Genomic DNA, 23,874 nt, shown 5'->3' on the forward strand with positions numbered 1-23,874 from the left:
TTTAATCTGCACTTAAGCAGTGTGCTTGTTAAAAAACATAATTCTTTCAGTACATTTCGTTAATCCGCTAAGTGGCCTGGCATTGTATGGTACGGTCAGATTGTCATTATAAAAGTAGCAATATCCATGATGCCTAAAGCAAAAATACTGCCGTTAACTAAGCCACTGGTGCTGGCCTGCAGCCTTTTTTTGTTGTCGGTGTTATCGGTGTTACCGGGTTGTACCGCTAACCGGCAGGCACTGAATGGTGAGGCAGAGCAGGGCAGTGCAGTTAGTGGCCGTTACGCTAACTTATTTGCTCAGCAGGGCCATAGCCAGCAGGCCATTGACGACAAAATTAACCAGGCTTTTAACCAACTGTTTTATGGCGCGCCAGATACCCAGGCGCTGTACTTTGCTGATGGCAGTAATGCCCAGGGTACCAAGGCGTATATTGCGGATATTAATAATAATGATGTGCGCTCTGAGGGCATGTCATACGGCATGATGATCGCCGTACAAATGAATAAACAGACCGAATTTGATGCACTGTGGAACTGGGCTGTCAGCCATATGTACCATAGCGACCCGGCGCATCCGGCTTATGGCTACTTTGCATGGTCTGTAGGTACCGACGGTGTGGCGCTGGATGAAATGCCTGCGCCCGATGGCGAAGAATACTTTGCCACGGCGTTATATTTTGCCTCTGTGCGCTGGGGCGACGGGGCCGGCATATACCAGTACAAGGCCAGGGCCGATGAATTGCTGCAGCATATGCGCCATCGCAACATTATTACCGGCCAGACGCAGCGCGGTAGCCAGACCGCCACTAACCTGTTTCATCCCGAGCACGCCATGGTGCGCTTTACACCCGATTTAACCAACGCCGATCATACCGATGCCTCATACCATTTACCGGCTTTTTATGAAGTATGGGCCAGAATGGGGCCAGAAGCCGACCGGGCATTCTGGCAAAAGGCCGCGCAGGTTAGCCGCGATTATTTCAGCAAGGCAGCCCACCCTAAAACCGGCCTGACACCGGATTACGGCAACTTTGATGGCAGCCCCTGGGCGGCGCCCTGGCGGCCCGAGTCGGCCGATTTTCGCTTTGATGCCTGGCGCACTGCAATGAACTGGTCGTTTGACTGGAGCTGGTGGCGCATGGATGCCAGAGCGATAGAGCTAAGCAACCGGCTGCAGGCGTTTTTTGTCAGTGAAGGGTTAAGTAATTACAGCAGCCAGTACAGCCTGGACGGCAAAAAGCTGGATAACGCCCAGCAAAGTGGCTTAGTGGCAATGAACGCCGTGGCCAGCCTGGCAGCTACAGGGCCGGACGCCGGTAAATTTGTGCAGGCCCTGTGGCAGCTGCCAGTACCAGAAGGCCACTACCGTTATTATGATGGTATGTTGTATATGATGGCATTGTTGCATGTAAGTGGGCAGTTTCAGGCCTGGTTGCCCGCACAACAAACAGATAAAACAGAATAAAAACAACGATAATCAACAGGCAGACAAAGATGCAAACAGCTAGCCCAGGTGTCACAGCAAAACTTAGCACGACAGAAAAACTCAGTGTGACAGAAAAAATCGGCTATAGCCTCGGCGATCTGGCGGCTAATCTGATCTTTCAGACACTGATGACCTTTCTGGCTTTCTTTTATACCGACGTTTATCAGATCCCGGCCGGCTCGGCGGCGGCGATTATCTTTTTCGGCGGTGTCATTGGTGCCTTTTTTAACCCTGTGATGGGCCTGATTGCCGATCGCACGCAAACCCGCTGGGGCAAGTTCAGGCCCTGGATCTTGTGGACAGCAGTGCCCTTTGGCGTTATTGCCTTGCTGGCGTTCAGTACGCCCGATTTCAGCCCGCAGGGTAAAATTATTTATGCTTTTACTACTTATGTGCTGCTGGTGCTGGTGTATTCGGCCAATAACCTGCCGTATTCGGCATTAAGTGGCGTACTTACCGGCAATATGGCCGAACGTAACAGCTTGTCGGCTTACCGCTTCGTGGCGGTAATGGTGGCGCAGTTTATTATTCAGGCCTTGTTACTGCCGCTGGTGCTGATCCTCGGTGATGGTGATAAAGCGGTCGGCTTTGAAAACACCATGACGCTGTTTGCCTGTGTGGGTATCGCTTTTTTTCTGATCACCTTTATTACCACCAAAGAGCGGGTGCTTACCATTAGCAGCGGTGCCTCCAGTATCCGCCAGGACTTAGGCGATCTGGTACGCAATAAACCCTGGTTTATTCTGCTGCTGTTAACAGTGCTGGTGTTTATTACGCTGGCGTTAAAAGGCGGCATGTATATTTTTTATTTTGAACATTATCTTAGTGAAACCCATATCGCCGGTTTTCTGCACGACATCGGCTTTAACCGCTTTATTGCCGGGCTTAATGCCATGCTTACCGGTATGGGCTTAAACGAGTTTCTCTGGCCGAAAGATGCGCCTACCTCCGGTTTTAGCCTGTTTAATGCCGGTGGCATTATCTGCATGATTATCGGCATTAGCTTTGCCAAGCCACTGGCCGATAGGTTTGGCAAGCGTGATGTGTTTGCTGTGGCGCTGTTTATTTCTACGCTGTTTATTCTGCTGTTTTATCTGCTGCCGCCCGATGCTATTGGCCTGGTGTTTTTATCGCAGCTGCTGCACGGCTTTTTTTACGGTATTACTATTCCGCTGCTGTGGGCCATGATTGCCGACGTGGCCGACTATTCGGAATGGAAAAACCATCGCCGTGCCACTGCCATTATTTTTTCGGCAATGATTTTTGGCCTCAAACTGGGGCTAAGCATTGGCGGCGCTCTGGTGGCCGGTATTCTGGCGCATTACGGTTATGACGCCCTGTTAGCCACCCAGGCAGAAGACACCATCAACGGCATTAAACTGTCGGTCAGTTTATATGCGGCGCTGCCATTTTTAATAGGCGTGGCCTGCATGTTTGTGTATGAAATTAATAAACATAAAGAAATTCAGATTGAACAAGAGCTAAGCCAGCGGCGCGCCGCGGCCGGTTTGCTGCAGGGGGAATAACGCTAATGTCAGACACCGATTATAAAGCATTAAAAGCCAAAGCAATTTCGCAGCCACTGGTAGAGCATATTTATACTGCCGACCCGTCAGCGCATGTATTTGACGGCCGTATTTATATTTACCCGTCGCATGATATTGACGCTGGCATCCCGTTTAACGACAACGGCGATCATTTTGCCATGCAGGATTACCACGTGCTGTCGCTGGACGGCCCGGATGCCAAAGCCGTGGACCACGGCGTAGCACTGCATATTAACGACGTACCCTGGGCCGAGCGGCAAATGTGGGCACCGGATGCGGCAAAAAAAGGCGATAAATATTATTTTTATTTTCCGGCGAAAAAAGCCGATGGCCGCTTTCAGCTGGGTGTAGCAATCGGTGATAGCCCAGCCGGGCCTTTTACGGCACAGCCACAACCGATACAAGGCAGTTACTCGATAGACCCGGCCGTATTTGCCGACGATGACGGCAGCTATTATCTATACTTTGGCGGCATCTGGGGCGGCCAGTTACAGCAGTACCGCAATAACCGCTATGATGCACAATATGCCGAACCGGCTGCCGATGAGCCAGCACTGGGGCCAAAAGTGGCCCGGCTGACCGACAATATGCTGGAATTTGCCGAAGCACCGCGCGAAATTATCATTCTGGACGAACACGGCCAGCCATTACTGGGCGGTGATACTGAGCGGCGCTTTTTTGAAGCGTCCTGGCTGCATAAATATAACGGTAAATACTACTTTTCTTATTCTACCGGCGATACGCATTTTCTTTGCTACGCCACCGGCGACAGCCCCTATGGCCCCTTTACTTATCAGGGCCGCATTCTGGAGCCGGTTATCGGCTGGACTACCCATCATTCTATCTGTGAATTTAACGGTAAATGGTATCTGTTTTACCACGACTCGGTGCTGTCTGAAGGGGTAACCCATTTGCGCTCGGTAAAAATGGCTGAACTGCAGCATGACGCCCAGGGCCGGATCTGTACCTTAACACCGTACCGCGACTAAACAGGAGGCACCGCATGGCCAGGCAACTGTTTGTAGCACTATTAGGGGTTAGCGCAGTATTTACTGTGTTAGCGCAACAGCCTTATCAGAACGCCAGCCTGAGCACCGAGCAACGGGTAGACGATTTACTGGCGCGTATGACGCTGGAAGAAAAAGTCGCCCAGCTGCAAACGGTGTGGCAACAGCGCCGGGGTATGGAAAACCTGCAACAGCAGTTTTTAGCCGACAAAGCGGCACAAATTATCCCGCTTGGCATTGGCCATATTGGCCGGCCGAGCGAATTTAAAACACCACAACAAACGGCAGAATTTAACAACGCACTGCAGCGCTGGCTAAAAGAAAATACCCGGCTGGGTATTCCGGCGCTGATGCACGAAGAAGCACTGCATGGCTATGCCGCCTTTGATGCCACCAGCTTTCCGCAGGCAATAGCGCTGGCCAGCAGCTGGTCGCCAGACGATATGCACGATGTGTATGCACTGGCTGCCCGCGAGATGCGCGCTACCGGGGCTCACTGGGCCTTAACGCCCATTCTGGATATTGCCCGCGACCCGCGCTGGGGCCGGATTGAAGAAACCATGGGCGAAGATCCATACCTGATGTCGGCCATGGGGGTAGCAGCAGTACAAGGCTTTCAGGGCAAAACCGGTAAAACCGGCCAGTTTGCGCCAGATAAAGTCGTCGCCACATTAAAGCATCTTACCGGCCATGGTCAGCCGCAGGCCGGGTTAAATATAGCCCCGGCACATATAGCCCCGCGTGAGCTGCACGAGGTGTTTTTACCGCCGTTTGAAGCAGCAGTAAAGCTGGCACATGCCGCCAGTATTATGGCGTCGTACAATGAAATTGATGGTATTCCGTCGCATGTTAACCGCGCCTTATTGCAAGACATAGTGCGCAAAGAATGGGGTTTTAACGGCGTTATTGTCAGCGATTATTTTGCTATTGAAGAGCTGAACAGCCGCCATAATTTGTTTGATACCGAGGCTGCAGCCGCCAAAGCCGCTTTGCTGGCCGGAGTGGATATGGAAACGCCGGATCCGAAAACCTTCCCGCATTTAACGGCACTGGTGCAAAGTGGTCAGTTAGACGAAAGCGCGATAGACACCGCAGTGCGTCGCGTACTGGCGCTGAAATTCCGCCTGGGTTTATTTGACAACCCCTATGTTGATGCCAGCCAGGCCAATGCGCTGGTAGGGGGCGCTAAAGATCGCGACTTTGCCCGGCTGGTAGCCGAAAAGTCGATGGTGTTGCTAAAAAATAACGGCATCTTGCCGCTAAATGCAGCAAAAATTAGCAAGCTGGCGGTGATTGGCCCGCATGCCGATGAAGTATTGCTGGGCGGTTACAGCAGCATTCCGCGCCAGACTATCAGCATTTATCAGGGCTTGAAACAAAAACTGCAGGGCAAAGCGCAAGTGCAGTTTGCCCGGGGTACGCTGTTAACCAAAGTCTTAACAGCGACTAAAGCGCAGGAAGAGAATCAGGCCTTTATTACCTCAGATATACGCCAGCGCAGCCAGGCGGCAGGTACGTTTTCTATGCAGCGCTGGAACTACGATCCTATAGCACTGGCTACCGACAACGACCGTAAAAGCTTGCTGGACGAAGCTGTTGCGGTGGCAAAAACCGCCGATGCGGTGGTGCTGGTGTTAGGTGAAAACGAAGGTTTATCGCGCGAAGCCTGGGCCGAAAGCCATTTGGGCGACCGCACCAGTTTAGAGCTGGTAGGTAACCAGCTGCAACTGGCGCAGGCGGTTCTGGCCACCGGCAAACCGGTAGTACTGCTGCTGACTAACGGCCGGCCGCTGGCGCTGGGCGAGTTGGCCGAAACAGCACCGGCCATTATTGAAGCCTGGTATCTGGGGCAGGAAACCGGTGCTGCTGTAGCCAATGTGCTATTTGGCGATGTTAACCCGTCTGGCAAGTTACCGCTGACATTCCCGCGCAGTGCCGGCCATATTCCCAGCTATTACAACCATAAAGCCTCTGCCAAGCGCGGCTATTTATTTGACGACATGAGCCCGTTATACCCGTTTGGCCATGGCTTAAGCTATACCAGTTTTACCTACAGCGATTTGCAAATTGACGCCAGCAACGCCCGCGCCAATGGTGAAGTGCAAATAAGCCTGACAGTGCAAAACAGCGGCCAGCGCCAGGGTACTGAAGTGGTGCAGTTGTATATTAATGATCCGCTGGCTAGTGTCACCCGGCCGGTGCAGCAGTTAACCGGCTTTAAGCGGGTGCCGCTAAAGCCTGGCGAGCAGGCCACACTGCGGTTTACCGTGCCGGTTAACCTGCTGGCGTTTTTTGATCAGCATATGCGCTGGGTAGTGGAACCGGGCGAAATCCGCCTGATGCTGGGCAGCTCATCGGCAGACATCCGCTTAAAAGGCAGTTTTGTTATCAAAGGTGACGTGACTGAGGTAGCTAACAACAAGGCGTATCTGAGCCAGGCCGTGATCAGCAATAAATAACCGCGGTGGGCATATCACAACATAACTAACCGCACTGGCGGGAGGAATTATGCAACAAAGCAAGCAATATCACGGCAGTGGCCAGCTATCGGCCATGCTGACACTGGCATTAGCCTGCAGTTTGGCGCTGGTTGGTTGTGCCGGGCAGGCGCCTGATGGCAGCAGCCAGGGTGCAGAAAAACCGCTGATCCAGCCACAAAACTGGCCACTGCAAAGCGCGCCGATTGCGCGTAACCAGCAGATAGAAGACAAAATTAACGCTTTGCTCAGCCAAATGACGCCAGAGCAGAAAGTCGGCCAGATTATTCAGGCTGATATTGCCTCGGTTACACCCCAGCAGGTGCGCGATTATTATCTGGGCTCGGTACTAAACGGCGGCAACTCGGCACCGGGGCGCGATAACCGTGTTGGTGCGGCGGCCTGGTTGCAGCTGGCCGATGCCTTCTGGCAGGCCAGCACCGACACCAGCGATGGCAGGCCTTATATTCCGGTGATTTGGGGTACCGATGCCGTGCACGGCCACAGCAATGTCAAAGGTGCGACGATTTTTCCGCATAATATTGGCCTGGGTGCTATGCGCGAACCCCAGCTACTGCATGCTATTGGCCGTGCTACCGCCATTGAAATGCAGGTAACCGGGCTGGACTGGACCTTTGCGCCAACTATCGCGGTAGCGCGTGACGACCGCTGGGGCCGCACTTATGAATCATACAGTGAAGACCCGGCGTTGGTCGCCAGCTATGCCCCGCATATTTTGCAGGGTATTCAGGGTATGCCGGGCGCCGCAGACTTTTTGCGCGGTGAGCATATGCTGGCCACGGTTAAACACTTTTTGGGTGATGGCGGTACCGTAGGCGGCAAAGATCAGGGCGATAATATTGATACTGAAGCCGGCCTGCGCGACATACATGCGCCCCCTTACTACAGTGCCATTAAGGCCGGTGCGCGCGTGGTAATGGCGTCTTACAACAGCTGGCATGGCGATAAAATGCACGGTTTTGCCCCTATGCTGACCGACGTGCTGGTACACCGGATGGGCTTTGATGGCTTTGTGGTAGGCGACTGGAACGGCCACGGCCAGATAAGCGGTTGTACACCAACAGATTGTGCGGCCTCGGTTATTGCCGGGCTGGATATGTATATGGCGCCGGACAGCTGGCAGGCTTTGTATGCCAATACGCTGGCGCAGGTAAAAGACGGCCGCCTGCCGATGGCCCGGCTGGACGAGGCTGTACTGCGCATACTGCGTATTAAGGCAGAAATGGGTTTATTTGAGCAGGTAAAACCGTCCGAGCGGCCACTGGCCGGGCGTTATGAACTGCTGGGCAATGCACAGCACCGGGCTCTGGCGCGTGAGGCAGCGCGTAAATCACTGGTACTGCTGAAAAATAATCAACAGTTGTTACCGTTAAACACTACTGGCCGGGTGCTGGTGGCGGGCGATGGTGCCGATAATATCGGTAAGCAAAGCGGCGGCTGGACACTAAGCTGGCAGGGCTCGGGTAATGCCAACAGCGATTTTCCTAATGGCGACTCTATTTATGCCGGTATCCTGCAAACGGTTACCGCCGGCGGTGGCAGTGTTGAGCTTAGCGAAAACGGCCGTTACAGCCAGCGGCCTGATGTTGCCATAGTAGTATTTGGTGAAGAGCCTTATGCCGAGTTTATTGGCGATCGCAGCCATCTGGCGTTTGACGACAACCGCGGGCTGCAAATTCTTACCCAACTAAAAAGCCAGGGTATTCCCACCGTGGCGGTGTTTTTATCCGGCCGGCCGTTGTGGGTAAACCCTGAGCTGAATCAGTCTGATGCTTTTGTCGCAGCGTTTTTACCCGGCAGCGAAGGTGGGGCGGTGGCCGATGTGCTGTTCCGCTCGCCAAGCGGTGCGGTACGGCATGATTTTCAGGGCAAGCTTTCGTTCTCCTGGCCGGATAACGCCAAAGGCGAGCCGCTTAATGTCGGCGATGCAGGCTACAAGCCGCTGTTTGCCTACGGTTATGGCTTGCGTTACAGCGACAACACAACAGTTGGCCAGCTACATGAAAACGCGGGTATCAGCGCTGATCAAATGCTCAATGCCAGCCGTTATCTGCATGCCGGCAAAGCCGTAACACCCTGGCAGTTGCAACTGCTTGATCAAGGCCAGATCACGCGGGTAACAGACGCACTGCATACCTCAGCCCGTGGCGCATTAACAGCCACTGCCACAGATCGGTTGCAGCAGGAAGACTCGGTTACGCTCAGCTTTGCACAACCCGGTACAGTGCTGTTAACCCATGCCGATGGTGTGGTGCTGGATTTAGCCCGTCAGTCTAACGGCGATATGGCGCTGGAGCTGGAATACCAGGTGCTGGCACTTAGCAACAGTACCACTACGCTTGGCATGCAATGCGGCGATAACTGCAGTGCCAATATTGATATCAGCGGCCAGTTGGCGCAAATGCAGGGTAAGGGCTGGCAGAGTATGAAAATTGCGTTGCGCTGTTTTAGTGAAGCCGACAGCACTTTTGATATCAGCAAAGTTACCCGGCCGATGGTGCTGCAAGGTAGCGCCGGCCTGGTGTTGCAACTGGCCAATGTGCGGCTGGCGCAAAACGAAGGTAACGCCACATGTGGCAACTAAAGCCCGGCAACAGTATGGCAGGGCTCAGGCAAGCCGGCTTATGTATGGCATTACTGCTTAGCCCGCTGGCAATTGCCGATATCAGCCTGCCAAAACTGATTAGCGATGGTATGGTGCTGCAGCGTGATACGGCTATTACGCTGTGGGGCTGGGCCGCTGCTGACGAAACGGTTGAGGTGCGCTTTAACGGCAAAGCCGTGGGGCAGGCTAAGCCTGCCAATGGCCGCTGGCAGCTTAAGCTGCCAGCACAAGCTGCCGGTGGGCCTTATCAGCTGAGCTTTCACGGCCATAACCAGATCACGCTGCAGGATATTTATTTTGGTGATGTCTGGGTGGCATCGGGCCAGTCTAATATGGAAATGGAGATGGCACGCCTGGCCGAGGCCTATCCGCAGGATCTATCCGGTGCCAGCTATCCGTTAATCCGCCAGTTTAAAGTACCGCAACATTACAACTTTAAAACGCCACAGCAGGATTTCAGCAGCAGCCACTGGGTTGCCGCCAGCCCGGACACTATTGCAGAATTTTCTGCACTGGCATTTTATTTTGCCCGCGAACTGTTTGAGCATTCTGCTGCAGATGACGGTGTCGCCATCGGCATTTTAAATAATGCGCTGGGTGGCTCACCGGTTGAAGCCTGGATGAGCGAGCAGGCGCTGCAGCCATTTCCTGATGCGCTGGCCGAAGCTATCCGTTTTCGCGATGATAAGCTGATCCAGGAGGTGACTGAAGCCGACAAGGCAAAAAATGCTAAGTGGTATGGCGATTTACAACAGCGTGATGCGGGTTTAAACGGCAAAACGCCCTGGTATAGCAGCGCGTTGGACGACAGCAACTGGGCAAGCTTTAGCGTGCCGGGTTTTCGGCCTGAACCTTTTACCGGTGTCTGGTGGTTGCGTAAAACGGTGCAGCTCACTGCCAAACAAGCGGCAGAGGCCAATACCTTACGCCTGGGTTCTATCGTCGATGCCGACGAGGTGTATATCAATGGCACCTTGGTGGGCAATACCACCTATCAATACCCGCCGCGCCGTTATGCCGTACCTGAAAACCTGCTTAAAGCCGGTAACAACCTGCTGGCAGTGCGTATTACCGCCACCAATGGCAAAACCGGCTTAATGCCGGATAAACCTTATTGGCTCGGCACAGATCACAACAAACTGGATTTAAGCGGGCCGTGGAAAATGCACAGCTCAGCTAAGGCAGAGCTTTTGCCCGGTGATACCTTTATCCGCTGGAAACCGCTGGGCTTATTTAATGGTTTAACCGCGCCGTTAACTTATCTGCCGGTTAAAGGCGTGATCTGGTATCAGGGTGAATCTAATGTTGGCCAGTATGCGCAGTATCAGCCGCGTTTTACCGCGATGATCCGCGATTGGCGGGCAAAATGGGCACAAAACAGCGGCCAGCAACAGCCGTTACCGTTTTTATTTGTCCAGCTGGCTAATTACCTGGAAAAAACACCAGAACCCACCGACAGCCACTGGGCCGGGTTACGCGAAGCGCAGCGCCAGAGCTTAACAGAAGCCAATACTGCTATGGTGGTGGCTATTGATGTTGGCGAATGGAACGATATTCATCCGGTAGATAAAAAAACCTTAGCAGAGCGCCTGGCTTTAGCGGCACGAGCGGTGGCGCTTGGCGAAGATGTGCCGTATCAGGGGCCGCAGTTGTTGTCGGTACAAGCGCAGGGGAATCAATTACTGCTTAGCTTTGATCAGCAACTGGTACTAAAACCCGGCCAGAGCTTTGCCATCGCTGGCAGCGACGGCGAATATCGCTGGGCGCAGGTACAGCTGCGGGGTAAGCAATTAGTGCTGTCGCATGCTGATATCAAAGCGCCGGTGCAAGTCCGTTACGCCTGGGCCGATAACCCGGATGCGGTGCTGTACAACAGCGCAGGCCTACCGGCGTCACCCTTTACTGCTCAGATTGCTCAGCCAAAGTAATTGCTAAATCCAGCCATTGCCCTTGGTGGCAAATTTACTTATCGGGGTTTCTATAAGCCCCGATTTTATTCAGGTGTATCGCTCAAAGCATATTCCGATTGCAGTAAGTTGCCTTTTCAAACTCACTGACATTCATCGCAATATTCGGAACATGCGGAAACATAGCCACTAACTTCTCAACAACCGATTGTGACAACTTTGCCCGCTGCTCAGTGGTGCGACCTTGCATAATGCTTGAAAACACGTGAATGAAAAGCTCACGTTTTCCCCCAACTACATACTTACTGTAAGGATTCACCCGGACTTTAATATCACCGATATCAAACAAATCAGAGGCAACAGCAACCAGATGAATTTGCTCTGCAATATATTCCTCAGGGTGACTTTCCAGCACCTCAACCGAGCAGTCGACTATAAAATGCGGCATTGTTTTTCCTCTATGTGTTGAATTGCTAACGCCCCGCGCGTGAGCGTCGCAGCGGCTAAAGGCCACAAACGGCCGTTTGTTATCTGATCGTCCAACCATGTGCTACAATGTCTGACATTGCAACACACTTTGGAGTAGTTATCTTGAAAAGCGAAATGCTTAGCACACGCATAGATCATGACACAAAAGTCGCATTTACCAGCATTTGTGATGATGTCGGGCTAAGCCCATCTCAGGCACTCAAGCTATTTGCGCGTGCTGTTATCAATCATGGCGGTATACCTTTTGAGATTAAAGCACGCCAACCAAATGAAACTACAGTAGCTGCAATGCAAGAACTGGCAGCAGGTAAGGGCCAGCAAAGTAAGTCTCTTGATGCCATGTTAAACGAGTTAACCGAAGGCAAAGTACAAAGTGCTCACCCTTGAATATTCAACTCAGTTTAAAAAAGATTTCAAAAAAATTGCTAAGATGCCTATTCCCGACATTCTGGAAGTTGGGAATATCATCTCTCAGCTGCAGCGTGGCGAAGCACTCGCCGCAAAAAATGTTGATCATCCTCTGAGTGGAAATTGGCTCGGCTTTAGAGATTGCCACATCAAGCCAGACTTCGTTCTAATTTACAGAATTGCTAATAACACCCTGCAACTTGCCCGAATTGGCTCTCACAGCGAAATTTTCTAGTTACACCAAAAATCACATAACGTAGAGCTTTGGGGCGCCGGTCGAGTAGCTTAAGCCGTCCAAGCCCCGAAGATGCGATACCAGCCGCTTGTTAGTTTGCTTTGCTTTTTAGCCATTTGCTAACAATATCTGCGGTTACTGAAACAGGGCAAATTTCCTGAATTATTAGGTCGCAGTTTTTACGAACTTTATTTACTGTTTTAATATAAATATCTCTAAAGTGATCTTCGTAATTACTCAGATATTTAAGAACTGAACTATGTGAATCATTTGAGTGGCGTTCAATATTTCTCCTAATAACCCGAGAAAGACAAATATCCATAGGTTGATCAAGTAAGACTACATAGTCTATAAACGAAGAAATACAGCTGCGTTCTCTACCAAATGGCTCTTCAACAAAAACATACGAGTGACTGCTTTCAATTAATTGTCGAAGATTATTGATCATATCAGGCGTATAAATTTCGGATACGTCGGCCCCATTTTCTTTCCACTTTTTCATGTCTTTTGGATAGCTAAATTGATGAACGTAATCATCAAAATGCAAAAAAGGGCAACCGAAATCACTGGATAACTGCCTAACAGTTGATGTTTTACCGCACCCAGATGCACCGCTAATAGCTACGACTTTAACTCTATCCATAGTGCCTCTATACGCCTATATTTGATTGTAAACTAACGCCCAAATTAGCGCGGAAAGCCGTGCAGCGGGTTAACGTCGCAGCCAGCGCTTTTTGCTGGCGATAATATTCGTTTGTTATCTTGGGCCATCGCCAACCCCTGATTTATTTTATGTTGCATATAGATTACATGGAAAACTGACGTGATTAATGGCTTTAACCAAAGCTTGTCACCTCTCTTAGAACCTGCAATTAAATTAATCCGATTTCGCACCATAATTATCCAAGTTACGTCAAAAATACTTGAAACGATATGAATGCTGATTGAGCCTATTAAAATAGCTGGATCATGCAGGTTGGCTAAAGCATAAATCAAGCTGCCCAGGTGCATGGTGAATAATAAAATAGTTGTTACAATAAATAATTTAGATATTTTATATTCAGTTTTTTGACTAATCAGGTTTGAGAAATTATAGAGCTTATATATTAGATAGGCCCCAACAGTCAGTATGCAAAGTAATAAAGTCTTTATTACTGACTCAGCTTCAAATATTCCCACAAATCCTTTTTGCATTTACTCTCCAAAAGTGAAAGGGCATCAATACTAAAGCGCAATATAACGTTTATTCGGCGGGTTGATCCGTACTTAAACACGGTTTAACCTGCCTTTGTAAATGTACAGAACACTACACCGCTTGTTTAAAACTTACAATAACTTATCGGTACAGCTGATAGTTGTGCTGGTGGCGCAAGTACGGGTTAAGCTGTCTGAACCCGTTTATTGCTGATCTCTAATAGCGCGTGCGAATTATTATGCTTTTTTTCCATTTAGTTTGGATAGCAGCTCAGATGGTGCGATGTAGATTATCGTTCTTCCATCTTTGGTACTGAAAAACAGCTTCATTTCAACCAGCTTTGTCAGATAGCTTCGTGCTGTATTTTCTGAAACTGAGTAAGAGCTGGAAACTTCTTTTGCGCTAAAAACTCTACCGGGCTCTTTAACCGCTTTTTTAATTAAATCCTTTTGAATAAAGTTAAGTTTTGAACCCCAGGACGTTCTTTCTAGTACTTCAGATATTTTTTGAAACTCAGTCGCCTTTTGATTCAGGTATTTTTTCAGCTCGTCGAAGGCTTTGTGTATTGTATCTAACTGAAAGTAGATAAAATAAGTAAGATCGTTGCTATCTTTTTCAGTGTACAAATAAGACAAACCGTACTCTCTTGGTTTCTCTCTTAAAAGCTTACTGATGGAGATGTATTTGAACAGAATGTAATCACTTTTCAACATGAACCAATAAAACAGGGCTCTGGCTGTCCTACCGTTTCCATCTCTGAAGGGATGCTCATATCCAATCATAAAGTGCAACGTTATTGCCTTAATCATTGGATGTATAAAGTCACTTCCCTCTATGCCGGTGTGGTTTTTATTGGCAAATTCACACAGCTTCAGCAACCGGTTTTCTATCGTAGAAAAATCCGGTGGTTGGTGTGCAATATTGCCATCACCATCTTCTATATATATATCGTTGTGCTGCCTAAACTGACCAGGGATAACATTGTTTCCGCTAGTTCCTGCTGTTGCTATCCGATGAAACTCAAGAATCATATCTAATGTTAATGTGTTTTTGCTATTTTGCTCGGCGTATTTTAGTAACAGATAGTTATTGAGAATCATCCGTTCATCTTCATCAACCGGCTCTCTTCCTTCCTCCAGCATTTTTTTTGCAACTTCCCGGGTTGTCGATGCACCTTCCAACTGAGCACTGGTAATAGCTTCCTCCATTATTAATGAAGAAACCAAGAATCTACTCTGCAGGCTATCACTTGCAGCTGAATCAGCTACTGCGCCCACGTTTCCACCGGTCACTTTAACCAGTTGATACAAGATCGCTTCCATAGAGTGAGGAGTGCAATAAACAAATGGAGCCCCGTTTTCATCAAATAATCCGATAGGCTTGTATTGGGACATACGTTTAAATTTGACAGCTTTCCATAAATTTTCTGCATTTTCCTTTGGAACTCTCCATTTGAATTGGCTCCAATGCAGATAACGGCCATCAGAATCTGTTACATCACATTTTTCCAAAAGAGGAATAACAACCTCAAAATCTTCAGGAATACTGAGCACTGGTGGTTTTTCAACTCTTGACTTAGCCATAACGCATCTCTAATTGACTTGCTTATTTGATTTTTAGAGTAAGCTTTTTATTATTAAAACGCAAATTCGAAAATTTGAGTTATGACAGGCGTGTGTGGGATTGCCTAACAAAGTATTGGTAGTGTTTAGCCATGCTTTGGCTGCATATCGATAAAGCTGCTAATGGTTAGCCGGCCTAAACGCGGGTTGGCGGATAAGCTGGTGTTTTGGGTAATAATGCCGCTGTGCAACGCATGGCGGCGGTAGATAATCAGGCGGTTAAAGATGCCTTGCTGCGCGCCAATTTGCTCAAATAGTGCGGTATCGCCGCCAATATAACCATCGCTGGCTTTAGGCAGGTTGGGGCCATCGTTTTCGGCTTCCAGTGCGCGGTAATAGACCATAGTGCGGCTGTCATCAATAATTTCAAAGCCGGTTTTACGGTGGCGGTAAAAGGCAGTACCGCCTTGATCGCCCTGAAATAAGTAATGCACCGCCGCCAGCGCGTGTTTTTCTGTCGTGTCAAAATGCGGAATGCGTTGCAGCAATTTGAGTTGTGCCGGTGGTGTAGTAACCAGCGAAAAATGACACACCGAAAAGCCCAGCGCCGTTGTCGGTAATGCAAAGTAATCTATTAACGTGGCCTGCAGGCTTTGCAGCATAAACTGGCGATAGCTTTCAGGTGCTGCAGAGCGCACGCCCGGATAATAAGGTGAATTGGCCAAAAATTGCTGGCCACAGGCGTACTCAACTAACGCTTCAGGCTGCGGTATAAAATTATCTACCACCAACAGCGGTGAGTGCTCTTTGCCTGTCGTCAGCCGGGTGATCTGCATCTGCGTTTATGCTCGGTCAGGTGCTATGTCAGGTTAGACGGGCAGTATTGGCGCAGAAAGTCACGGTGCGATGGCAGCCGGTGTACGGCGCTGTTAATCGTTTCGCGGATCTGCTGTAAGTGGCGGCTTAACTCGCCGCTGCCCAAGCCTGCCACCAACTGATGATAACTTTGCGGTTGCAGCCGCTGCCCCAGCATGACATGGCTCCAGGATTCGAGCCGGAACATCTCATCGCCGGTTTGAAAGGCGTGGGCGCTTTCGCGGAATAACGCTATGCGGTGTGCCAGCGAATCCGGGATTGTCATGGTGCGGCAATAGTCCCAAAACGGGCTGTCGTTACGTTCGGTCTGGTGATAATGCAGAATAATAAAATCGCGGATTTTTTCTACTTCAGTAATAGATTGCTGGTTATATTCGTCGGTTAGAGCTGGTGTAACGCCGTTAAAAGGAAACAGCCGCAGTAAGCGGATAATGCCGCTCATAAACAGAAAAATACTGGTCGATTCCAGCGGTTCAATAAAACCACTGGATAAACCAATAGCAACACAGTTTTTATGCCACAGCTTTTTACGCCGGCCGGTTTGATAGCTAAGTACGCGGGGCTCCATAATGGCCGGTGCTTCCAGGCCATCCAGTAAACGCTGTCTGGCTTTGTCGTCGGACAAATAATCGCTGGCATACACCAAACCATTGCCAACCCGGTGTTGCAGCGGAATTTTCCACTGCCAGCCGCTGTCATGCGCAATAGCCCGGGTGTAAGGTGGTACAGTAGGGCCGGGCTCGGTTTGTACTACTACCGCTTTATTGCACGGTAGCCAGTGATCCCAGCGCTCGTAACCGGTTTTTAATGTTTGCTCGATTAACAAGGCGCGAAAGCCGGTGCAGTCTATAAACAAATCGCCGGTTATTTCCTGGCCAGACTCCAGCACCAAAGCGCGGATATCGCCGTTAACATGCTGCTGCACCTGGGCAATTTTTCCCTCAATGCGCACCGCACATAAGTCTTCGCTAAAGCGGCGTAAAAAACGGGCATAACGGCCGGCATCCAAATGGTAGGCGTAGTTAATGGTAGATTGCTCAGTTTTAGCAAACTTATGCTGTTTGGCCGCCTGTAACTCGTAACAATAGTCGCCAAAAGGTGCGGCTATACCCTGGCTTAAGCCGTGTAAATAGTAGTGCTGAAAATCACTCAGAAAGCTGCCTTTGCCGGTGACACCAAAGGGGTGGAAATAATGGTCGCCCTGTTGGCCCCAGTTTTCAAACGAAATGGCCAGTTTAAAGGTGGCATCGGTAGCCTGCATAAACTCTTGCTCGTTGATACCGAGCAAATTATGAAACAGCTGCACCGGTGGCACGGTAGATTCGCCCACGCCGACCGTGCCTATTTCTTCTGACTCTATCAGCACGACATCAATTAAGCCTTTTAGCCGTTTTGACAGCGCGGCCGCAGCTACCCAACCGGCGGTGCCACCACCGGCGATCACTACTTTTTTAACTGTATGGTGTTGCATTGTCTGCTCCCTGTGATTTTTATAATATTTTTCAGCGATTTAACCGGTTTAGCAGCATCGCTCTGAGTTGGCGCGCCTGCATCTCATCCAGCCCGCCCAATACACCACGGGCAGCTTCAGGCAAATGTTGTCCGGCTTGTTTGGGGTCATCAAACACATAGTAATTTAACAGCGCCTGCCAGGCGCGGCGTTCATGCTCGGGCTTATCGCGCAGGCATAACAGGGCGTGGTACAACAGGTTCATACCCGAGCCGGTGTAGCGCGGGGCTGTGCTCCACCAGTAATTGATCAAAATATTAAAGCTGCCCGGCGCTTCTACCTGATGCCACCACATGCTGGGTAAATACAGGGCATCGCCCGGTTCTAACTCGGCTATCTGGCCTGCCGCCACGGCATGGCGGAAATTAGGAAAACGCTGTAAATCCGGTTGGCTAAAATCGACCATACTGATGGCCTGGCCGCCTGGTGTCGGTTCCAGTGGCCCAGGGTACAAATTGCTGACTTGCTCTGGTGGAAACAGCGTAAAACGGCGTTTACCCAGTACGCAGCAGGCCAGGTTTTCTGAGGTATCATAGTGGCAGGCGGCCAACGAGCGGTTGCCCAGCCAGATGCTGACGCGGTCTGGTTCAGTGGCATAGCCCGGTTCAGGTTTGGGTAACTGCATATTGTGCTGATCGGGCAGGGTAGGAAAATGGCTCTGCAGCAGGTTAGATGCAATGTAAACCGAAGGCGGTTGTGCTTGCTGCTGCCAGGCCAATATATCGCGTAGTACCTGATCAACCTTGCCTAAACTCACGGTAAAATTCAGCTTAGTGGCGTCGTCATTATAAAAATAGCGGCCGTTCAGGCCGGGTTCGCCGTAATACACCTGAGTGGGCTGGCCGTTATAGTGGCTGTTAAGGTAATCGGCCACTAAGGCCGGATTTTGCTGCCCCAGTTGTACCATGGGCCAGTGGTTTACCAGGCCTTTTAGCACTACCGGTTGTTTGGCGTTGACGATTTCTGCCGGTAAAACGCCGGGTTGGCAGGTATCAACAATAGGGCAACGGCGGCTAATATTCAGCATAACGCTTTGCTCATAACGGTTTGTCACTTACAGCAACAGCCTGTTGCCGGTTAAGCTGATTTTTGCGCTCAATTAGGCTGCGGATATTGCTCATCGAGTTAACAATGGCATACGCCAGTTGCAAAAAACCGGCCTGATGCAGTTGCTCTAACCCGGTGCCGCGCAGTGCCGCCAAACGGGCAGCATTAATACAATAATTGCCGGTCAGGCGGTATTTTTCGCCGTTGTCGAGGCTGAACTCTATATTGACAGGCTCTATCAGCTCCAGTTCGGTAAAGGCAGCAAACATCGCCGGCGCTATAGCCAGCCCCTGATGAATCGCCTGCAGGCGGGCCGAAATATGCTCCAGATAAGGGCTGTTGCCACCTTGGGGTAAAAACAATTGCTGGCCATATTGTTCACTGATTTTGGGGTGGTCGATATCTATATGTACTACCGGCTCTGGTTCGTCGTTCAGATCACTGCTCTGGCGCTGAAAGCCAATCAGAAACGGGCCTTTTTCAATGCTGGCCGGAATATAGCGCGCGTCCCAGCCAGACGGCTGCTGGTTATTCAGGTATAAATTTTCATCCGCGGCAAAGCCTAATAAAGCGATGGCCTGATACTGATTATCATCAGCGTCACGGCGCAGCAGAATAGGGTACTCTTTTTGTAGTTCGGTAAATTCGGTAGGAAACACCAGCGTGCTGGCGATATTGTCGCCGTATTCTGCGCCAAACCGGTGTAGCACACGGGTATGCTGGTGGTCGATATTGTTTAATAGTGCATGTCGGGGCATTTTTACATCCTGTGTCTGCTGTGTAGCAATAACTCCCTTCGGTCAGGAAAAGCCGCTGTAATAGCGGCCTGGCTTTTAATGTACAACTGATACAACATTCCCGCCAGTCGGACTGGCGGGCTCCGTTGTTAGAAGTCGTAGCGGACACCAATCTGATAGCGAGGCCCCAGATCCGTCAGATACCACAACATGGCTTCATTGCGGGCATGAGAGCGGCTGTTTTCGCCTGTCAGGTTCAGCACTTCGGCAAATACTGTTAACTGCGGGTTGATGTCATAGCTGACATTCACATCTATTTGCCAGTAGGCTTCTTCATATCTGGGGTTATTTGAGCCACCTTTGTTTACTTCGGCCAGATACTTGTCACGCCAGTTCCAGGCTACCCTGGCTTGCCAGCTGTCTTTTTCGTAAATACCAATCAGGTTGGCGGTATCACTGAGGCCAATCAGCGCAAACTGTGACTCGCCAGGATCAGCGTTGTTATTAAAGCCAACATCGCCGCGCACTATGGTGTAGTTAGCCTGCACACCAAAACCGCTTTCACCAAAGAAATGCTGGATAGCAAATTCAGCACCGTATATTTTCGCTTCGCGGTTGTTGTCCGGCGTGCTGGTGCGGAATACCATTTCCGGATCGGCATCTGTGGCGCGTAAATCAAAGCCCGGGTTACTGGCCAAAAAGTCGATTTGTTCTTGCGTACCGGTAAATTGCGGGTTAGCGCCATACCTGGCAATCATATCCGGATGGTTACGGAACTCATTAAATGCCATCATGGCGAACAAATAGGTATCGTCCAACGGGAAGCCGGCATCGCGCACAGCCTGGGCTGCCGCTATTGCCCGTGGCCCGCCGGTAACGTCACGAATACCCAGCAGTGGCTGATCTACCTGGCGGCTGCCGATAAAGTTAATCACGTTTTTCTGAAACACCCCGGCCGACATATAACTAAAGGGGTTGTAGTACCATTCCAGCGACAAATCAAAGTTGCTTGATTCCAGCGGCAATAAGCCTGGGTTAGAGGCATCGGCAGTAGGCTGAGCACCTAACAGCGTAGAGCCACCGCCGCCACCAAAGTTAGATGCCGACACACCAAGGCTGCCCAAACCGGCACGGGCTATGGTTTTGCTGTACGAGAAGCGGCTGACAAGGTCATCGCTCAGGTGCAGGGTAACATCCAGGCTGGGCAGCAGGTAGTCGTAATCATTCTCTGCATTCGCCGGCTCTGGTGGTACAGTGGAATCGACATAGGCAATAATGTCGTTATTATCTTCCCAGCTAAAATACACCTGGCTGACCAGTGAACTGGATTTTGATTTGGTTTTTTCATAACGCAGGCCGGTTAGCACATCAAACGGCATACCGCCGAGTTCACCACCTAATGCCACCTGAAAGTACACAGCTTTGGTGTCTTCTTCAACGATATTGTCATACGACAATGAGCTTTCGACGCCGGTAGGGATACCGGGATATAAATCTAACGCTGCGGTGTATAACGCACGCGGGTCGGCAATAAAGCCGTAGCCGCCGGGTCGGGCGCTGTAATCGTCAAACTCGCCGGGTAAGTCAAATGGTTGAATTAAATCACCAAATTCGCCTGGGTTGCCTACGTTCCAGTTACCCAGTGCGATATTGTTACCGGCTGTCTGGATAGAGCGCGACTCCATTTTGCGCATTTCTACGCCAAAATCAAAGCGGCCATCGCCCAGCTCGTACATACCGTCCAGTTTAAGCTGTTTAATTTTGCTTTCCTGGCTGGCGTTACGAATACGGGCAATGGATGAGCCGACATCACCGGCATCTACCATGCCATTCGCATTGGCGCCTTTCTCCGGGATGGTGTCGTCATACACGTTTTGATAAGTGGGTAAATTGGCACCGAAGAACCATTCACGCGAGGTAACAATAGGTGCGCCTAAACCCACTGCCAGTTCGCCAGAGCCGCGAGGCCCGGTACCGCGGCTGAACATTTCAGAACTGTGCGCATCCAGCATCAGGGTTAGCGCATCATTAACCAGATATTCCAGGTTTAAACCGGCAGATTTCAGTGTATTGGTTTGTTCACGCCATTGTTGCTCATAGCCTTCGTCTACGGCGCTGGCATAGGTTTCCTGAATATAAGACGGTGTTTTCACTAAATTATTGTCAAACTCTACCACCTTAGTATTGCTACCGGTTTGCATCCAGTTACCTACTTCACCACGGTGCTCAACCAGGTTGTTTTCGGCAAAGGTGTAATCTGCCGTTGCGGTAAAGTTGTCGACCGGCCTGAACTGTAACGTAAGTTGGGCATTGTCGCGCTCGCGCCGGGTATTGGAAAAGGCATAGCGGATATCATTTGGCCGGGCATATAGCTGGCCTTGCTGTGGCGCATTAATCACTTCAGTATCAGCGTTATTCCAACTGCGGTCGGCATCGGCGATATCGTCCCAGTAATCTACCTGCCAGTCGTTTACGGTGGCGCCGGTGTAACCGGAGTCGCGCCGTTGATGGCTGGCCGATAAACTCACACCAAATTTGCCGTTATCCAGCGCATGGCTGAAGATGCCGGATATTTCCGGTGTAACATCATTGCCGGTGCGGTTAGTGGTGTCATGCACCGCTTTTAAGCCAACACTGGCCACGGTTTCTTCTGTGTCCAGCGGGCGTGCTGTTTTAACGTTAAGTGTGGCGCCAATACCACCGGTGGCAATATTGGCTTTACCGGTTTTATACACCTCAACCGCGCGGATACTTTCTGACGCCAGATTAGAGAAGTCAAAAGCTCGGGCGCTGCCGCCACGGGTGGTGCCGTCAGCACCTGAACCTGCACCATAAGTGGTGGCCGATGGCATGGTGCGGCCATTCAGGGTAACCATATTATTGTCGCCGCCAAAGCCGCGCACTGTTACTTCCGAGCCTTCACCATTGGTGCGGCTGATAGACACACCGGTAATGCGCTGCAGTGATTCTGCCAGGTTGGTGTCTGGAAATTTACCGATATCCTCAGCAGAGATGGCATCTACCACACCCATTGAATTACGTTTTATATCAGCGGCTTCCTGCATACTTGAGCGTACGCCACGCACTTGTATTATTTCAACGTCTGCCGGTGTTACAGCTTCGGTCTGTGGGGCTTGCTGCGCGTACAACGGCATGCCCGCGGTGCTGCCAAGCAGCAATGACACGGCTTTGGCCAGTGCTGTCCGGCTAAATTTTTTCCTGTTTTCCATTTTATCTACATCCCCTCGTGATTTGTTATAAGTCATTCAAATCAAACAATCGGGCAGCAGCGCTGTTATTTACTACAGATATTAGGAGCTGCCAACATGTTCGTTTGTGCAGGTGCTGACCTAGCGGCTTCCTGCACATCCATGCCGAATAGCCAACCCCCGACAATCATTGTAGTAATCTTGTCACTTCGGGGAAGTTGTCAAAATGCGTTACCTTCTTGCTTTTTTTATTATGTGCTGCAAATGCAAAGTAAAAACGCTGTGGCGGAGCTGTGTTTTACTGTTTCGCGGTGAGGCTTTGGGCTGCTTATATTTCAAAAAGATATAGAAGATTCTTATTTGCTATTTTAAAGTTATTAACTGCCAGGCGTAAGATAGCGTTGTCGATTGCTACGCCTGGGAACACACCACAACCTGAGCGGCCAGGCACTGTAACAACAGAACAGGACTAACAGGTTATGAGTATCAGCATTGAGCAGGTAAATAAACGCTTTGGCGATTTTGTGGCAGTAGACAACGTTAACCTGAATATTAATACCGGCGAATTAACGGCTCTGCTGGGGCCGTCTGGCTCGGGCAAAACCACTTTGCTGCGCATTATTGCCGGGCTGGAGCAAGCCGACAGCGGCCGTATTCAGTTTAATAATGAAGACATTACCGGCCAGCATGTGTCTGAGCGCGGTGTGGGTTTTGTGTTTCAGCATTATGCGCTGTTTAAACATATGACAGTATTTGAAAATGTCGCTTATGGTTTAACAGTAAAACCGAAAAAATTTCGCCCCAGCAAGGCTGAAATTGCGAAAAAAGTGAATAAATTACTGCAACTGGTGCAGCTGGACTGGACCGCAGATCGCTACCCGGCGCAGTTATCCGGTGGCCAGCGCCAGCGTATTGCACTGGCCAGGGCACTGGCGGTAGAGCCCAAAGTGCTGCTGCTGGACGAGCCTTTCGGTGCGCTGGATGCCAAAGTGCGGGCCGAACTGCGCCGCTGGTTACGCCGCTTACACGATGAAATTCATGTAACCAGTGTGTTTGTCACCCACGATCAGGAAGAAGCACTGGAAGTAGCCGACCGCATAGTAGTAATGAACAAAGGTGCTATTGAGCAGGACGGTACGCCAGAGCAGGTTTACGACCACCCGGCCAACCCTTTTGTGTATGAATTTCTTGGCAATGTAAATTTATTCCATGCCAGGGTAAAGCAGGGCCAAACCACTATTGGCAATGTGCAGCTGGCCTCGCCGGAGCATACCAATGGTGACGAGCAGGACGGCTTTGCCTATGTGCGGCCGCACGAAATAGAGGTATTTAAAGCGCCGGTAAGCGACGGGCTAAAAGTAAAACTGGATTTGGTAACTATTGTCGGGCCGGTGGCGCGGCTGGAAGTATTAACTGATACTGAGCAACAGCTTATTCATATTGAATTACCGAAAGAGCAATTTAAACAGCTGGCGCTGGCGCAGGGCGATATTGCCTGGATCCAGCCCCGTTACAGCAAAGTCTTCCTTGGCGAAGGCATTTAATTTACAGGAC

Annotated in this window: 18 protein-coding genes; 9 read left to right on the top strand and 9 right to left on the bottom strand. The window is 50.4% G+C overall.

Annotated elements, in window-relative coordinates:
* Positions 1–126 precede the first annotated feature (126 nt).
* The 6 genes from BLW68_RS00650 to BLW68_RS00675 are packed head-to-tail and all read left to right on the top strand — an operon-like array spanning position 127 to position 11,073.
* Positions 127–1,467 carry a family 8 glycosyl hydrolase gene (locus tag BLW68_RS00650; protein WP_218141267.1) on the top strand — a complete coding sequence of 447 codons (1,341 nt, stop codon included), beginning with the start codon at positions 127–129 and terminating at the stop codon, positions 1,465–1,467.
* A gap of 29 nt (positions 1,468–1,496) precedes the next feature.
* Positions 1,497–3,014, top strand: a complete 1,518-nt coding sequence (locus BLW68_RS00655) for an MFS transporter (RefSeq protein WP_092789123.1) — start codon at positions 1,497–1,499, stop codon at positions 3,012–3,014.
* A gap of 5 nt (positions 3,015–3,019) precedes the next feature.
* Positions 3,020–4,024: a glycoside hydrolase family 43 protein gene (locus tag BLW68_RS00660; RefSeq protein WP_092789124.1), complete on the top strand. Its 1,005-nt coding sequence runs from the start codon at positions 3,020–3,022 to the stop codon at positions 4,022–4,024.
* A 14-nt stretch (positions 4,025–4,038) separates the two neighbouring features.
* Entirely contained in the window at positions 4,039–6,501 is a 2,463-nt protein-coding gene (locus BLW68_RS00665) for a glycoside hydrolase family 3 N-terminal domain-containing protein (RefSeq protein ID WP_092789126.1), read from the top strand.
* Between the two features lie 49 nt (positions 6,502–6,550).
* Entirely contained in the window at positions 6,551–9,124 is a 2,574-nt protein-coding gene (locus BLW68_RS00670) for a glycoside hydrolase family 3 protein (RefSeq protein ID WP_092789128.1), read from the top strand.
* A complete protein-coding gene (locus BLW68_RS00675; RefSeq protein ID WP_092789130.1) occupies positions 9,112–11,073 on the top strand; it encodes a sialate O-acetylesterase in 1,962 nt (653 codons plus the stop codon). The genes BLW68_RS00670 and BLW68_RS00675 overlap by 13 nt, the downstream gene beginning before the upstream one ends.
* Positions 11,074–11,155: 82 nt before the next feature.
* On the opposite strand, the gene BLW68_RS00680 is transcribed toward BLW68_RS00675, so the two are convergent.
* Positions 11,156–11,500 (bottom strand): 5-carboxymethyl-2-hydroxymuconate Delta-isomerase, encoded by a 345-nt coding sequence (locus tag BLW68_RS00680; protein ID WP_092789132.1) that lies wholly within the window; start codon positions 11,498–11,500, stop codon positions 11,156–11,158.
* 107 nt (positions 11,501–11,607) lie between these two features.
* Between BLW68_RS00680 and BLW68_RS00685 the strand changes: the two genes are divergently transcribed.
* Both BLW68_RS00685 and BLW68_RS00690 read left to right on the top strand, forming a co-directional pair.
* Positions 11,608–11,928 carry a type II toxin-antitoxin system RelB/DinJ family antitoxin gene (locus tag BLW68_RS00685; RefSeq protein ID WP_218141268.1) on the top strand — a complete coding sequence of 107 codons (321 nt, stop codon included), beginning with the start codon at positions 11,608–11,610 and terminating at the stop codon, positions 11,926–11,928.
* Positions 11,915–12,184, top strand: a complete 270-nt coding sequence (locus BLW68_RS00690) for a type II toxin-antitoxin system RelE/ParE family toxin (RefSeq protein WP_092789134.1) — start codon at positions 11,915–11,917, stop codon at positions 12,182–12,184. Before BLW68_RS00685 ends, BLW68_RS00690 begins: the two co-directional genes overlap by 14 nt.
* A gap of 91 nt (positions 12,185–12,275) precedes the next feature.
* Here the strand turns inward: BLW68_RS00690 and BLW68_RS00695 are convergent, their stop codons facing one another.
* The 8 genes from BLW68_RS00695 to BLW68_RS00730 all read right to left on the bottom strand — a co-directional run bounded on the left by BLW68_RS00695 (position 12,276) and on the right by BLW68_RS00730 (position 22,341).
* Positions 12,276–12,827: a nucleoside/nucleotide kinase family protein gene (locus BLW68_RS00695; RefSeq protein ID WP_092789136.1), complete on the bottom strand. Its 552-nt coding sequence runs from the start codon at positions 12,825–12,827 to the stop codon at positions 12,276–12,278.
* 44 nt (positions 12,828–12,871) lie between these two features.
* Positions 12,872–13,378, bottom strand: a complete 507-nt coding sequence (locus BLW68_RS00700; RefSeq protein ID WP_092789138.1) for a hypothetical protein — start codon at positions 13,376–13,378, stop codon at positions 12,872–12,874.
* Positions 13,379–13,615: 237 nt separating this feature from the next.
* Positions 13,616–14,962, bottom strand: coding sequence for a Fic family protein (locus tag BLW68_RS00705; protein ID WP_092789140.1), 1,347 nt, complete (start codon positions 14,960–14,962; stop codon positions 13,616–13,618).
* A gap of 125 nt (positions 14,963–15,087) precedes the next feature.
* Positions 15,088–15,777, bottom strand: coding sequence for a DUF6445 family protein (locus tag BLW68_RS00710; protein WP_092789142.1), 690 nt, complete (start codon positions 15,775–15,777; stop codon positions 15,088–15,090).
* A gap of 23 nt (positions 15,778–15,800) precedes the next feature.
* Positions 15,801–17,288 carry a tryptophan halogenase family protein gene (locus BLW68_RS00715; RefSeq protein WP_092789144.1) on the bottom strand — a complete coding sequence of 496 codons (1,488 nt, stop codon included), beginning with the start codon at positions 17,286–17,288 and terminating at the stop codon, positions 15,801–15,803.
* Between the two features lie 31 nt (positions 17,289–17,319).
* The gene (locus BLW68_RS00720; RefSeq protein ID WP_218141269.1) at positions 17,320–18,381 is read right to left on the bottom strand and encodes a cupin-like domain-containing protein; all 1,062 of its coding nucleotides are present in this window, start codon (positions 18,379–18,381) and stop codon (positions 17,320–17,322) included.
* Positions 18,365–19,132 carry a SapC family protein gene (locus tag BLW68_RS00725; RefSeq protein ID WP_092789146.1) on the bottom strand — a complete coding sequence of 256 codons (768 nt, stop codon included), beginning with the start codon at positions 19,130–19,132 and terminating at the stop codon, positions 18,365–18,367. Before BLW68_RS00725 ends, BLW68_RS00720 begins: the two co-directional genes overlap by 17 nt.
* 128 nt (positions 19,133–19,260) lie before the next feature.
* Complete coding sequence (locus BLW68_RS00730) at positions 19,261–22,341, bottom strand: TonB-dependent receptor (RefSeq protein ID WP_092789148.1); 3,081 nt, start codon at positions 22,339–22,341, stop codon at positions 19,261–19,263.
* Positions 22,342–22,799: 458 nt separating this feature from the next.
* Here BLW68_RS00730 and BLW68_RS00735 point away from each other — a divergent pair, with 458 nt between their 5' ends.
* Positions 22,800–23,864 carry a sulfate/molybdate ABC transporter ATP-binding protein gene (locus BLW68_RS00735; protein WP_092789150.1) on the top strand — a complete coding sequence of 355 codons (1,065 nt, stop codon included), beginning with the start codon at positions 22,800–22,802 and terminating at the stop codon, positions 23,862–23,864.
* The last annotated feature ends 10 nt before the right edge of the window (positions 23,865–23,874 follow it).

Source organism: Rheinheimera pacifica, from assembly GCF_900108485.1.
Lineage (GTDB): Bacteria > Pseudomonadota > Gammaproteobacteria > Enterobacterales > Alteromonadaceae > Alishewanella > Alishewanella pacifica.

Bases quoted from the DNA above. Each gene is read 5' to 3' on its own strand.
- BLW68_RS00650 (WP_218141267.1), top strand. From the start codon at position 127: ATGATGCCTAAAGCAAAAATACTGCCGTTAACTAAGCCACTGGTGCTG.
- BLW68_RS00655 (WP_092789123.1), top strand. From the start codon at position 1,497: ATGCAAACAGCTAGCCCAGGTGTCACAGCAAAACTTAGCACGACAGAA.
- BLW68_RS00660 (WP_092789124.1), top strand. From the start codon at position 3,020: ATGTCAGACACCGATTATAAAGCATTAAAAGCCAAAGCAATTTCGCAG.
- BLW68_RS00665 (WP_092789126.1), top strand. From the start codon at position 4,039: ATGGCCAGGCAACTGTTTGTAGCACTATTAGGGGTTAGCGCAGTATTT.
- BLW68_RS00670 (WP_092789128.1), top strand. From the start codon at position 6,551: ATGCAACAAAGCAAGCAATATCACGGCAGTGGCCAGCTATCGGCCATG.
- BLW68_RS00675 (WP_092789130.1), top strand. From the start codon at position 9,112: ATGTGGCAACTAAAGCCCGGCAACAGTATGGCAGGGCTCAGGCAAGCC.
- BLW68_RS00680 (WP_092789132.1), bottom strand. From the start codon at position 11,500: ATGCCGCATTTTATAGTCGACTGCTCGGTTGAGGTGCTGGAAAGTCAC.
- BLW68_RS00685 (WP_218141268.1), top strand. From the start codon at position 11,608: ATGTCTGACATTGCAACACACTTTGGAGTAGTTATCTTGAAAAGCGAA.
- BLW68_RS00695 (WP_092789136.1), bottom strand. From the start codon at position 12,827: ATGGATAGAGTTAAAGTCGTAGCTATTAGCGGTGCATCTGGGTGCGGT.
- BLW68_RS00700 (WP_092789138.1), bottom strand. From the start codon at position 13,378: ATGCAAAAAGGATTTGTGGGAATATTTGAAGCTGAGTCAGTAATAAAG.
- BLW68_RS00705 (WP_092789140.1), bottom strand. From the start codon at position 14,962: ATGGCTAAGTCAAGAGTTGAAAAACCACCAGTGCTCAGTATTCCTGAA.
- BLW68_RS00710 (WP_092789142.1), bottom strand. From the start codon at position 15,777: ATGCAGATCACCCGGCTGACGACAGGCAAAGAGCACTCACCGCTGTTG.
- BLW68_RS00715 (WP_092789144.1), bottom strand. From the start codon at position 17,288: ATGCAACACCATACAGTTAAAAAAGTAGTGATCGCCGGTGGTGGCACC.
- BLW68_RS00725 (WP_092789146.1), bottom strand. From the start codon at position 19,132: ATGCCCCGACATGCACTATTAAACAATATCGACCACCAGCATACCCGT.
- BLW68_RS00730 (WP_092789148.1), bottom strand. From the start codon at position 22,341: ATGGAAAACAGGAAAAAATTTAGCCGGACAGCACTGGCCAAAGCCGTG.
- BLW68_RS00735 (WP_092789150.1), top strand. From the start codon at position 22,800: ATGAGTATCAGCATTGAGCAGGTAAATAAACGCTTTGGCGATTTTGTG.